Source organism: Capilliphycus salinus ALCB114379 (assembly GCF_047276495.1).
GTDB lineage: Bacteria > Cyanobacteriota > Cyanobacteriia > Cyanobacteriales > Microcoleaceae > Capilliphycus > Capilliphycus salinus.
The window spans coordinates 1,448,175-1,460,638 of sequence record NZ_CP178543.1 but is presented as its reverse complement, the minus strand read 5'-3'; the positions used below and the strand labels follow the sequence as shown (position 1 = coordinate 1,460,638).

Genomic DNA, 12,464 nt, shown 5'->3' with positions numbered 1-12,464 from the left:
TAGTCTCTGATCTGAAAAGATCTATCTTTTTCTTTCCTTTTTCAGGTTTTGACGGCTGCGATCGATTTTAGCCTCCCGCTTTGGGGTTAGATGTATCCCAACCTCCACCCATGTCCGTCCTTAGGCGGCGCAGGCTGCGACCAAAAACAGGCTATCTACTAAAATTGTACTCAATACTGCCCCGCTGAACACCCATTTATGTAATTGTTTCGATTGTAACGGCCACAAACCCACGCCCAACAGCACCGTCACCAACACCACCGCCCAACCGATCCCCCAGGGGGTACTCACCTGTTCTAACGCATCTTGCAGGATGGAAACTGCGAATGTGGGATCTTGGGTCATTAACTGTCGCCAGTGGGGAATTACACCCGCGATGTAAAAATATCCATCTGTTACTGCGGTTCCAAATAAAGATCCCAAATAAAACCAATTTCCGACTTTACCCCATCCCCGTTGCAGACACCACCAAGCAAAGGGAACCCCTAAAGCTTCAATGGGAAGATGGAAAAGCGGTTCTCCCCGCAACCAACCCCAATAGATCGATCCGGTTAACCAACTTAACGTAAATCCAAGTAACAAGTCCCCCCACACCCAGGTTCGCCGCGATCGCATTAACCACAGGCTTCCGGCCAACCATCCTCCGGTCATTAGCAGGCTTAACACGGGCCACGCTCGCACCAGGGGCGCTTGAAAGAACACGGGGACCGACACCAGAAACACCGCCGCCGCAAACAGCATCCATTTCTGAGAAAGTTGAAGTTTTCTTAAGATAATCTGAAATTTATCTGTCGTTTGAGTGGGTTGAGTAGTAGTCAAGGTTCGCTCCTATAGCTCTTTCTAACTTTAAATCCGTTTTCTTAAAAATTCGTTACTTAAGTTTATCTTATTTAAGATATTAAGCCGAGATTTTTCACATATCCCCCAGGGGGGCATCTATAGGATAACACAAAACCAATATCCCCAGGGGGGGGATAAAACAGTCACCAGTCACTGCTGATCGCCGCTTGCCAGACGGCGTGGGCGACTGCGGGGTGGGCGATGTCGTTGTGAGCGCCTTCTGGGCCTGAACCTTCTCGAATAAACTCCTGACTGTCGAGATTGTAAATTTGGCCCGGATAAAACGGATAAGAAGAATTTTGATCCAACATATCCATATCCACCGCCCGAAAATCATCTCCTCCCCGAGCGCCAAACGCCCCCAGAGCGCCGTACATCGGAAAATCGTTAAATTCAAAGAAACTCACCGATCGCGTCAATAAACTCGAAGCACTCGCCGCTAAGGGGTACCATTTGCAGACTGCGGTATCAAACTTAGAATAGGTTGTAATAATAGATCCGGACACTTTCCCCTCGGCAATTAACGGGTGAAAATACCCCGCAACCCCCGGCGTTACCGGAATATCGGGACAATAAGACCAGTGGGAAACCGCCCCCTGAATTAAAAATAAAGAATTAACCGGACGTTGCAACACGCCCCAATTTTTCGGTCCGGCCAACATTCCCGACATCACAATACAGCCAAAACTATGACCAATTAAATGAAACCGGACTTGTTCGCCGCTGACCCGTTGTAAGTCTTGGAGAAAGTCATGTCCGCTCCCTTCGCCAAACTGACGCGCTCGATCTTTCATTTTCCAAAACGATAGGGTTCGCAAGGAGGCTAATACTCCTCCCCAACTAAACCCGCCATAACTTAACGCCTCCCGACGGGCGACCAGAAACGTACTTTCGGGATCGAAGGGTTCTCTATCCGCCCCGGGCGATGAACCTAAATTTTGACTGGTTAAAGTGGTTTCAGAGTTGAGAATGCGATAAGCTTCGCCGACTTCTGGCGGTAATTTTTCCGGGGCGATATTTTGTTGGGCTGAGAGTAAAATGGTTTCTAGGGCTTGTCTTGCTCGGGGAGTATCGCTCAAACGAGCCGCGTACTGACTAACCAATTGATTGATCTCAGTCGCTGTAGATGTGGCGCTAAACCCGTAGGAAATTGCCGAAGAATTTGCTAAGTCATAATCTCCCCAAGGCAGACTCGGCCAATGTAAGCCCACTAACAGCGGAGAAAATCCCGATCGCACCGCTTTGATCTGATCGAGGTCGGCCTGTTGTTCTATCATAACTTTAATCCAGCGAGTATACTGACGTCGTGCCGCCGGAACATCGCTGCGCCATCCGTGAGCGATCAGAAAAACATCAGTAATGGGTTCTGTTTTTAACACCTCAATCACTCGTTTACTCATCTGTCCGTCGGGATCGTCGTTGCGTTCTCGTCCTTTTTCATCAAAGGCGATTAGATAATATTTGAAGTCAGTTTCAGGTACGATTTCAACAGGCATGAGTTACTCCTTGGACTGCGATATTGCGTCTGTGTGCGTCTGTATTGCCAAGCTGACAAAAACTTGTCCAATTTACAGCTAGGGTTATGAAATCTAGAATTCAGTCAATTTTATGGGGATTCGGTCTGATTTTGCTGGTTATTTTTGTGGCGATCGCTCCGGCTTTTCCGGCAAGCGCTGAACATCTTTCTATTATCAGCTATAATGTCGAATCTGACGATCTCGAGGATACCGATCCGCGTTTGGTTGCCCAGGAGATGGAAGACATTGCTGGGGCTGACTTGTGGGGACTTTCGGAGGTGGCCGATCGAGCGGCTGCCGATATTTTTACTCGGGCGGTTGCTTTTCCGGGATCGGATTTTGAGTCGATTTTTGGAACAACGGGAACTTTAGATAAGCTGCAAATTATCTACAATCAAAATAAGCTTGAACTTCAAGATAGTGAAGAATTGGATAACATTGGCGGTTCGCGATCGCCTTTGGTGGCTCGTTTTAAGTTTTTACCGACGGGTCAAGAGTTTCTTTTTACGGTTAATCATTTTAACCGGGGAAGCGAGACGAAACGCAACCAACAGGCTGAAAATTTACGGAATTGGGCGCAGGGTCAATCTTTACCTGTGATTGCGGTTGGGGATTATAATTTTGATTTTGATTTGGAAACAAAAAAGGGGAACAGGGCTTTTGATATTTTCTTACAAAAAGATGTGATGACTTGGATTAAGCCGAATTGTTTGAAAACTAATTCTTGTCCGCCGACGGGGACTCAATGCGATCCCAACTATTCCAGTATTTTAGATTATGTGTTTGTCTCTCAACTGGCGAAAAATTGGCCGTGCGAATCTGATGTTTTGTTTGTTCAAAAACCCGTTTGTCAACAAGAAAAACAGGGGTTTTCTGACCACTATCCCCTCACGGCTAATTTTAGCATTCCTTAACTGCCAATTCTGATTTTAATTGAACGGCGATCGCGATTGTTTCTTTGAACAATTATAATTGAGTTACGCGATCGCTTTTTTGATGTCAATTTTGTTAACTTGTTTATTCAACCTGACTCTGATTAAATAGCTATGTCTGAAACGACTCCAATTGCTCCCGATCTTACCACTCTTCCTCCCACTCAGGAAGAACTTCCCTATGATGATGGAGAACCGATGGAAAGCCAACGTCATCAGTTTCAAATGGAAATCCTGATTAATAGTTTGCAACCCTGGATCGGCGAACGTTCTGATGGGTTTGTTGGGGGGAATATGTTTGTTTATTATAGCTTAGAACAAGTCCGAAATAAAGACTTTAGAGGGCCTGATTTTTTTGCGGTGTTGGGGGTTCCTAAAAAAGAACGTCGCAGTTGGGTGGTTTGGGAGGAAGGAAAAGCGCCTGATGTGGTGATTGAGTTACTTTCTGATAGTACCGCCGAATTCGATAAAACTGAAAAAAAATACATTTATCAAGATCGTTTGCGGGTTTCTGAATATTTTTGGTTCGATCCGTTTAATCCGGATGATTTTGCGGGTTTTTCCCTACAACAAGGGGTTTTTCAATCCCTTTCGTTTAACGAACAAAATCAACTCATTAGTCAAGCTTTGGGATTAGGTTTAGTGCGTTGGTTCGGTGAGTATAAAGGGATTGAAGCGACTTGGTTGCGCTGGGGGAATTTAGACGGAGAATTGTTTCCACTTCCTCAAGAAATTGCCGAACAAGAATATCAACGTGCCGAACAAGAACGCCAACGAGCAGAACTTGCAGAGTCTCAACTGAATCAGGTTGCTCGTAACCTTTTACAGCAGGGAATGAGTCGGGAACAAGTCGCGCAAATCACGGGATTCTCTTCGGAACAAATTCGGGCGTTGATTAACAGAAATAGCTAATTTATTAGTTTATGTCCGCATCTAACTAAACCGATCTAGCGCCCGTTTCCCTCCCCATCTTTCGACGATTTTATCATCGTAATCATCCGCAATTTCTAACACCGCATTCACCGAAGCTTCCAGTTCCAGTTTATCGCAGGTTGAACCGACTATTGTATGTTCAAATACGATATCACCCCGTTCGTCTACTCCAAATGCTCCGAAGCGCATATTGTGATTTTCTCGTAATAAAAACCGCATCAAGTCGGGTGTGAGTTCAACCCCGGTTACTACATAGGATCGGGTTGTAATTATAGCATCGTCGTTTCCCCAAGGAAAGACTAACACGTCCACTTGAGCCGAACCCATAAATAAACTTAGTCCCGGAACTTCATTTTTTGGACAGGGAAACTTACCGTAAAGTTCCCGCATCCAGCGTTCAATTTTTTCGTAGCAAGCTTCTTGCTTGAGCGTTTCAAACCTCATCTCTATTTTGCTTCTCTTAATGCTTCTAACCTCGTTTTAACACCTTTCGGGTCCTTCTGCTAGAAATTTGTATCATTTCTCTAACTTTTCCTCTGAGACTCCCCGAGCGACCTCTCCCTGGAGGAAAATTCAAACCATCCCAAATAATTCCCGACCTCCGATTAACACCTATAGCCGCCTTTGAATGTATAATCTGAGTTGAGAATTTCCTTGATTTTACTGATTAATAGGCGAAATTCTCTAGGCTCTCAAAACAACCATTATTTGAGGAGAACTTTATCATGGGTGAATTCTTTACACCAAGACTCGTTGAACCCCTTTTAACGGTTTTGGGATCGCTCGGATTTTTCTTTCTGGCTTTTCAAGCTTTGCGGATGTTAGAAAAATAAAAGATCGCCGGGACAATGTGACGCGATCGCTCCCAATTTATCTTACCTGTTTAATCGGTGGAAGTCAAGCGGGCGATCGCCGAATTTTTGAGAAGATTTAAGTAGAGAAAATCTAAAAAATATTGGGGATTGCGAGTCTTTCCTGGGCTTTCGAGTCCCAGTTAAATTTATAGAATTTCTCCCTTGACAAATTGAGGCGGTTGAATGCTAAGACTTTTCACAAAGGGAGCAACCATCAAGATAAATTTTTAAATCTTAGCATGGATTTTAAAGCCTGTGAATCTGTTCGCAAGCTGCAAGCCAAGGGGAAAAGAAAAAGAGCGATCATTCGTTAGCGTTTGCAAAATCTTTGCGCCGCCTGTAGGGTCAAGAAAAACCCAAAGGTTAGCCGGTCAAAACCCGTTGAATTTGATATTCTCTCGGTAAAAATTTTTACGGAATCAAGAAAGTTTGTTAAAATAGTTAAGTAGCAGAAAAAATTCGGCTTGGGAAAACACTCCAAATTCTGCTAAATTGTGCTATCGTACTGGCGTTAAGTCTTTAAGTTTTAGAGAAGCCTTGTAAACGGAGTTCAAGATAAAGGAGTTTGATCTCAAAAGAGGTCTGTAAAGGTGTCATTCGGTTAAACGACAACCCCTTCAGTTCCCCAACAGGCTGGTATGAATATCTTAACTGTTGCGGTGGGTGAAAAGCGGGTAGTGTTAGCCGATAAAAGCCATCAATTGTAATCAGACTTACGGAAACGATCAATTAACTTCCGTAGAAAGATGTAAATCTCTAAAAACTAGCTAAGGTTAACCTGATTTGGAACAGGAGGAAGCTGTTATGAATATTGTTCAAGGATATAATCCCAGTCGGATACCCCCAACGGTTGCAATTCGTAAAGTCAAAGGAGTATTGCTCATCGAGAAATCCGGTGACGATGTTTATGTTTACCCAGATGAGATCAACTGGGAATTGAAGCGAAACCTTCAGCTTGCGACTCAATATGAACTGAAGATTTTAGCCGATAGTTATTCGGAACTCGATGGTTTCTACTGTATTAATAGCATTACTCACACCATTAGTTATCTCGGAACTCAATGGGATGATGTAATTTTAGGACTAAAATTCAGAAATTTGTCCGCTTAAAAATGATCGGAATTCTGACCATCTAACCGGGTGAATTTGCATAAGTTCCCCCATCGAGAGATCAGTATGAACAAAAGCTGATTAAATCTTGAAACTCAAAGGAATCTAGACAAATGTTCGCGAGGCTACTTACTTTTAGAATGGGTTTCCCTTACAATTGTCAAAATGCGGGGTTGCGGTACAAGACAGGTGCAGGGAGCAACTCCATTCCCAAAGAACCTTCTGTTCGGGTTGGGTTAAATTTTGATTTCATCTGGGTTGATGCGTCTTTAACTGCGGTGTGAGTTTTCTCCTGAGTCCGGGAGTCGGACTGTAGAGGATGTTGTTGATCGAACCCGCTTCGGTCAGGATTGACGGAGATAGAACTTGGCAAGTTTAAAAAAATTGAGTTATAAAATGAAGTAAATAAACTTAAAGATTTCCAAAGAAAATAAAGGCTCAACTCGACGGAGGTTTATACTACTGACAGGAGAGCTTGGGATGACGAATAATCCATCGGGATTCAATGGACTAGGGGGGTCTCTACTATGATCAATAAAAGCACGTCGGAGAGTTATTCTTCTCCTCAAGACTCAAGTTTACACGACTGCGTTTTCTATTCTAAGCTGGAAAAGCTACAAGTTGAAATTTGTCAATTTTTGATGGAAATCGTTAATCAATGGCCTCCCGAGCAAGTCATTGATGAATTTGAACAAATTTTTGTCCATCTCAATTGTACCGAAAGCGACCGGGTTAATCAGGCGTTAAACCGCATGATTATCGATCAAAGTCAGTCAATGTTTTCGGCGACGCTCAAACAATCATTTTACATCTTAATCAACAATTGGACAATTTATAAAAAACAAGAATACATTCAAGTTTTATTTGACCGGATCGGCTTGGCTAACTATCAAGAAGAACGAATCTCCCCCAGCGTCAATCTCCTGAGAAAATGGACCTATAGCTTCTTACAAAGTCAAGATTATCAAGAAATTTGCCACTATGCTTTACACCAGCGATCGCAATGGATAAACCGCTATCAATCCTATCTGTTATCGACCCAAATTAATCGCAGTGAATCTCAAGTTCAACATCAAGTTACCATCAACCTAGCCAAACAACTCAAAGATAAATATAATTTTGATTTGGCCATGTACGTGGCTCGTTCTCAAACGCCAAGATCGCAAAGCACAAACATTAATAACCCGACTCAGTTAGGAGATGAAGCCATCAACTTAATCAAAAAAACCATCTCGACGGAGCGAGTTTTTAGTTATGCACATCAAGCCGATATCTTTTTAGAACAAACTCAAAGTTATAACTATCGAGAATTCAAAGAAAGCCTTCTCAATTACTTAATGCTTCACGTTTCCTCTCGATATCCGGCTAACCAAATTAGAGAAACACTGCAAAACAAACTCGAAAAATTTGACGCTCAATACAATTATAAAACCATCACCAAACCCTATATTTCCAAAACCTGCAAACAATTAATCAGACTGCTGACAACCGAAAACACCAAATCTCCCTCAACCTCGTTTGTCTTATTAGTTGAACGGGGAAACTACCTCACCCTAGCCATTCTTTTACTGAAAATTGTTTTAATTTATAAATCCGCCCAAATTTATTTAGAATGCTGCATTGCCAATTTGCTTCAACACTATGAAAACTATCCGGAAGAAGAATGTCAGCACTTTATTAAATTCCTGGAAGTTTTCAATCTGGTTTTTACAATATTTACCACCAATGTTCAATATCATTTGGTCAATCTCGATAACAGTCCATCCAACGAAGTCTCGGAGACCGAATTAAACACATATCGTTTATTTTGTCAATTTAAAGGCCCCGATCTCCGTCAAACAAACCTCCGATCTCTCAACCTCAGCGGCGCCGATCTCAAAGGCGCCAATCTGCGAGAAACCGACTTAAGAGGAATGGACTTAATTCAAGTTGATTTGCGGTTAGCCAACCTCACCCAAGCCAACCTCAGCGGCGCCGTTTTAAACGAAGCTCGACTGTTAATCGCCAATTTAAGCAATACAGACTTAACCGATGCCAGCTTAGTCAAAGCCGATTTGCGCCGCGCCGATCTTCAATCTGCTAATCTCACTCACGCGACTTTAACCAGTGCAAAATTAGGTCATGCTAACCTAAAAAAGGCTAATTTAAACACGGCGAATTTAATGGCGGCGAGTTTAAATACCGCCAACTTAAGCGAAGCGAATTTATCTCACGCTAATTTAGAATGTGTCAACCTCAAAGGCGCCAATTTAAGCGGTGCAAATTTGAGTTATGCTAACTTGCGGGGTGCAAATTTAAGCGGTGTTAATTTAAGCGGCGCCAACTTGTCCTATGCCGATCTCAGACGAGTCAATCTCACTCATGCCAACCTCGATGGCGCTTACTTGCGAGGCGCCAACCTCTATCGCGCCAATTTAAGTCACAGCAGCCTCAAACAAGCGAATTTAGTCAAAGTTAACCTCAGCGGTGTTAATCTCAAATCAGCCGAATTACAAGAGGCTAACTTGACTTCAACCTACCTGCGTCATGCTAACTTTACTCAAGTCAATTTGAGTCAGGCTAACTTATCTCATGCCGATTTAACCCGGGCTAATTTAACCCAAGCCAATCTGACGGAAGCCAATCTTAGCTATACTTCGATTCGTCATGCCGAGTTAACCCAAACCAATCTTGATCATGCGAATTTAGTCGGCGCTAATTTGTTTGGGAGTCATCTCAATCAAACCCAAATTCAAGGAGTAACTTTTGAATGTTGTTCGGGATTACCCGATACCCTTAAACATATATTGGCTGAAGATCAATTTGACCTCGATCATGCCAACTTTATGGAGCAATTTGTCGATTCACCGTCTCGATCCGTTTGACAAAATGATCTTCTCGATATTTCAACTGTTGAGCAATTTGTAAGCCTTGCTGATAGGCGGCTAAAGCCCGCTGGTAGGCTTTTTGATCGAAGTAAATTTGCCCGATATTATCATATACATTCATCATACCATAAAAATTGTAGGATTGCTGCTCAATTAATAATTGGGCTTGATACAATTCTAAAGCCGCTTGGGTTTGTTCTTGAGAACGGTATAATTTCGCCAATCTCCCCAAAGCTTCGCTCGCATTTGCAAGCTCTTGAATCGTCATCGCCACCGTATAAGCTTCTTGATAATTTTGACCGGCTTGTTGGAATAAACCCAACTTTTCAAAATTCAAACCAATCGCCAATTTTAAATCGGGAATCGGTTGGAAATTTTGCAGTTGGGAATAATAACCCACCAGCCTTTCTCTAGCCGCAATTGACTTTAACGGTTTTTCTAATTGTTCATAAATAAACGATAAATTTTCTAGAGATTGAACTTCGCTCGGTTGCTCGACCGTTTCCCCTTCCGCATTAACCGGAGGGGGTGGAGGAGGCGGTAAAATTCCCTCCGTTCGCAGTAATTTAATCTGCTGTTGTATCTCTAATAATTCCTCGTAAACTAGCGCTGCGGCTTCATAATCTAACCAATCGAGATAAATTTGACCGATTTTACTTAAAGCTTGTTCTTCTTGGAGAATATCTTCTTGTTCCCGAGCATAATTTAGCAAGGTTTGATAGGTTTCTATTCCTAATTCTTTTTCTCGGGTTTCTTGAAAAGCTGTACCCAAGGCTTCTAAAATTTCAATGTTTAGTGTTTCTTCGGCTTTAACCTGCTGTAAAATTTCCTCTAAACGCTCAACTAAAAATTGAAGATAGAGACGTTGGTTATTATTCCACGCAATTAAACCCACTCGTTGTAAAGCAGCAATTTCCGGTAATAATCCAAAATAACGCCTTAATCGCAACTCGCGAGTCCACAGGTTAAAAGCACCAAAAGGATCGCCTTGTTCGAGTAAAATTAACGCTTCTTCGTTGAGTTTGTCTAATTCCGGGGCGAGTCTTTCTTGTTCGGTTTCGTTTAATAAATCTCCCACAACTGGAGGATTTGGTAATAGGGGTTCGGGTTCGGTACTTTCTAAAGGATTTGGTGAAAATTGATCGAGAACTTGCGGGTTTTGTTCGGTTTCTGAACCGTTTTCATTTTGTGCCAAAGCCGTTAAGTTTCCACAAGTTAACCCTAAAATTACCCCTATTAGACTTACACATCCAACCCGGAAAACTTGCTTGAATAGATTGGTCATAGAATTGTATTTAATAATAAATGGATAGCCTAAAAATTGTTCAAAATTTAACAAAAAAAGGCGCTTGGATGGTTTATACTGACATTATGGTACAATTTGGGCGCATTGTGACCTATTTTAAGAAGACGGTGACAAAAGGGGATAAGTTCGCGATCGCTAACAGCAGCCAAACCCCGCAGACAGCCTAGATTCTGACACAAACGAGAATTGAGTGCAAGCGAGAAATGCGACAAAAAATCCCCAGTGCAACTGCACCAGGGAACTTCAAACGTGCTGATTTCAATCACTGCAAGCTGTTCTCAAGCTAAAACTTGCTCAATTTGTTCTAATACCCAATCCACTTCTGACTTGGTAATCACCAGTGGCGGTGCGAGTCGAATAATGTTTTCGCGGGTTTCTTTAGCAAGAATGCCTTTTTTCATCAGAGCTTTGCAAAACTGACGAGCGCCTCCAGCGTTTACAGTTAACTCAATACCAATTAATAATCCTCGTCCCCGAACCTCTTGAATGTAGGGACTTTGGATAGACTGTAACTGGGAAATCATGTATTCTCCTAACTCAGCAGCACGCTCAGGAAGTTCTTCTTCAAGAATCACATCCAACGCCGCCAAACCTATCGCCGCCGCTAAGGGATTACCCCCAAAGGTACTGCCATGATCTCCTGGGTTAAAAACTCCCATGACTTCATCGGTACTGAGAAAAGCCGAAATCGGATAAAAACCACCTGATAATGCCTTACCAATGGTAATACCATCAGGTTTTACGCCTTCATGTTCAAAGGCAAACATTTTACCTGTGCGCCCTAAACCCGTTTGAATTTCATCAAAGACTAATAATACATTATTCTGACGACAAATTTGTTCAGCTTGTTTGAGAAAACCATCAGGCGGTAAAATAATACCCCCTTCTCCTTGAATGGGTTCTAGGAAAAAAGCTGCCGTATTGGGTGTAATTGCCGCTTCTAGCGCCGACGCATCACCGTAGGGTATCACCTTAAATCCGGGAGTAAAGGGACCAAAACCATCCTGATATTGTTCTTCTGTGGAAAAACTAATAATACTAATTGTCCGTCCACCAAAGTTGTTAGTACAGACAATAATTTCAGCTTGATGAGCGGCTACACCTTTCACCTGATAAGCCCATTTCCGAATGGCTTTAATTGCAGTTTCAACGGCTTCTGCTCCCGAATTCATCGGTAAAGCTTTAGAAAGACCTGAAATTTGGCTGAGTTTCTTGTGAAATTGCCCTAATTGATCATTGCGAAAAGCACGCGAAGTTAAGGTTACTTTTTGGGCTTGATGTAGCAACGCTTGTAAAATTTTTGGATGACAATGCCCCTGATTTAAAGCTGAATAGGCACTCAGACAATCGAGATATTTATTGCCATTGGTATCCCAAACCCATACACCTTTTGCTTCACTAATGATCACATCTAAAGGATGATAGTTATTCGCACCATAGGCGGTTTCTAGATCAATGTAAGTTTGAGTGCTTAAATCTGAATGAGTAGAAGTTTTTGAAGGAATTGCGGTTTGCATAAATTCTCCTAAAATGACTGAGAAAAATCCTGTCGCAACTGTTAGAAAGCAATAAAACTTCTAACGGTCAAGCAACAGTGCGAGACTATTTTTTGTGTGAACAACTGGAATTGATACCCAAAGCAGTCAAGTTGAAAAATGTCTGACTTGCTGTTAGGGTATATCCGTTTATTCAATTGACTACAAAACTTTTGAATGCCTAACAAACACAGAGTAAAGTGACTCGACTCCTCCTCTGTTTACTCTTCACAAAAGTTATTCAGTTAGATACGCTGTGTAAAACCTGTTACCCATTCAACTTGGGTATAAATTCGGGTAGACATAAGAGCTTTTTCCTCTAGCTGTCGTGGCTTTTGCATGATTGCTTGATCTTTTCTTTCCAGGGGCAATCTCAAAGCCATCTTGCCTCTGAGACTTTTGCATCTGCTTTCCAGTCCATTAATCACTGGAAATTTGACACTTTACATACAGTATCACTGAGGGAATGCTGAAGTCAACCTAAAAATTATTTTGATTGAACTTGATTTGTGATTGGGGATTGCCTAAAAATTGTCTAAATTTAACAGTAAAAATCTGAAAAAATGGTTT

Annotated in this window: 10 protein-coding genes; 5 read left to right on the top strand and 5 right to left on the bottom strand. The window is 42.3% G+C overall.

The window, feature by feature from the left end:
• Positions 1-120: 120 nt before the first annotated feature.
• On the bottom strand, positions 121-819 hold the full coding sequence (locus ACL6C3_RS06010; RefSeq protein ID WP_413166196.1) for a DUF3120 domain-containing protein: 699 nt from the start codon (positions 817-819) through the stop codon (positions 121-123).
• Between the two features lie 164 nt (positions 820-983).
• Positions 984-2,336, bottom strand: coding sequence for a hypothetical protein (locus ACL6C3_RS06005; protein WP_413166194.1), 1,353 nt, complete (start codon positions 2,334-2,336; stop codon positions 984-986).
• Between the two features lie 86 nt (positions 2,337-2,422).
• Between ACL6C3_RS06005 and ACL6C3_RS06000 the strand changes: the two genes are divergently transcribed.
• Positions 2,423-3,271 (top strand): endonuclease/exonuclease/phosphatase family protein, encoded by an 849-nt coding sequence (locus ACL6C3_RS06000; protein WP_413166192.1) that lies wholly within the window; start codon positions 2,423-2,425, stop codon positions 3,269-3,271.
• A gap of 132 nt (positions 3,272-3,403) precedes the next feature.
• Positions 3,404-4,201, top strand: coding sequence for a Uma2 family endonuclease (locus ACL6C3_RS05995; protein WP_413166190.1), 798 nt, complete (start codon positions 3,404-3,406; stop codon positions 4,199-4,201).
• 21 nt (positions 4,202-4,222) lie between these two features.
• On the opposite strand, the gene ACL6C3_RS05990 is transcribed toward ACL6C3_RS05995, so the two are convergent.
• Entirely contained in the window at positions 4,223-4,666 is a 444-nt protein-coding gene (locus tag ACL6C3_RS05990) for a T3SS (YopN, CesT) and YbjN peptide-binding chaperone 1 (protein ID WP_413166188.1), read from the bottom strand.
• 1,214 nt (positions 4,667-5,880) lie between these two features.
• On the opposite strand from ACL6C3_RS05990, the gene ACL6C3_RS05985 reads away from it, so the two are divergent.
• Both ACL6C3_RS05985 and ACL6C3_RS05980 read left to right on the top strand, forming a co-directional pair.
• Positions 5,881-6,186, top strand: a complete 306-nt coding sequence (locus tag ACL6C3_RS05985; RefSeq protein ID WP_413166187.1) for a hypothetical protein — start codon at positions 5,881-5,883, stop codon at positions 6,184-6,186.
• 527 nt (positions 6,187-6,713) lie between these two features.
• The gene (locus tag ACL6C3_RS05980) at positions 6,714-9,050 is read left to right on the top strand and encodes a pentapeptide repeat-containing protein (protein ID WP_413166186.1); all 2,337 of its coding nucleotides are present in this window, start codon (positions 6,714-6,716) and stop codon (positions 9,048-9,050) included.
• On the opposite strand, the gene ACL6C3_RS05975 is transcribed toward ACL6C3_RS05980, so the two are convergent.
• Complete coding sequence (locus ACL6C3_RS05975) at positions 9,010-10,338, bottom strand: tetratricopeptide repeat protein (protein ID WP_413166184.1); 1,329 nt, start codon at positions 10,336-10,338, stop codon at positions 9,010-9,012. The genes ACL6C3_RS05980 and ACL6C3_RS05975 overlap by 41 nt on opposite strands.
• Positions 10,339-10,358: 20 nt before the next feature.
• Between ACL6C3_RS05975 and ACL6C3_RS05970 the strand changes: the two genes are divergently transcribed.
• Positions 10,359-10,526: a hypothetical protein gene (locus tag ACL6C3_RS05970; RefSeq protein ID WP_413166182.1), complete on the top strand. Its 168-nt coding sequence runs from the start codon at positions 10,359-10,361 to the stop codon at positions 10,524-10,526.
• A gap of 111 nt (positions 10,527-10,637) precedes the next feature.
• Here ACL6C3_RS05970 and rocD read toward each other — a convergent pair whose 3' ends face one another.
• Complete coding sequence (rocD, locus tag ACL6C3_RS05965; RefSeq protein WP_413166181.1) at positions 10,638-11,876, bottom strand: ornithine--oxo-acid transaminase; 1,239 nt, start codon at positions 11,874-11,876, stop codon at positions 10,638-10,640.
• Between the last annotated feature and the right edge of the window lie 588 nt (positions 11,877-12,464).

Bases quoted from the DNA above. Each gene is read 5' to 3' on its own strand.
- ACL6C3_RS05980 (WP_413166186.1), top strand. From the start codon at position 6,714: ATGATCAATAAAAGCACGTCGGAGAGTTATTCTTCTCCTCAAGACTCA.
- ACL6C3_RS05990 (WP_413166188.1), bottom strand. From the start codon at position 4,666: ATGAGGTTTGAAACGCTCAAGCAAGAAGCTTGCTACGAAAAAATTGAA.
- ACL6C3_RS05970 (WP_413166182.1), top strand. From the start codon at position 10,359: ATGGATAGCCTAAAAATTGTTCAAAATTTAACAAAAAAAGGCGCTTGG.
- ACL6C3_RS05975 (WP_413166184.1), bottom strand. From the start codon at position 10,338: ATGACCAATCTATTCAAGCAAGTTTTCCGGGTTGGATGTGTAAGTCTA.
- ACL6C3_RS05985 (WP_413166187.1), top strand. From the start codon at position 5,881: ATGAATATTGTTCAAGGATATAATCCCAGTCGGATACCCCCAACGGTT.
- ACL6C3_RS05995 (WP_413166190.1), top strand. From the start codon at position 3,404: ATGTCTGAAACGACTCCAATTGCTCCCGATCTTACCACTCTTCCTCCC.
- ACL6C3_RS06000 (WP_413166192.1), top strand. From the start codon at position 2,423: ATGAAATCTAGAATTCAGTCAATTTTATGGGGATTCGGTCTGATTTTG.
- rocD (WP_413166181.1), bottom strand. From the start codon at position 11,876: ATGCAAACCGCAATTCCTTCAAAAACTTCTACTCATTCAGATTTAAGC.
- ACL6C3_RS06005 (WP_413166194.1), bottom strand. From the start codon at position 2,336: ATGCCTGTTGAAATCGTACCTGAAACTGACTTCAAATATTATCTAATC.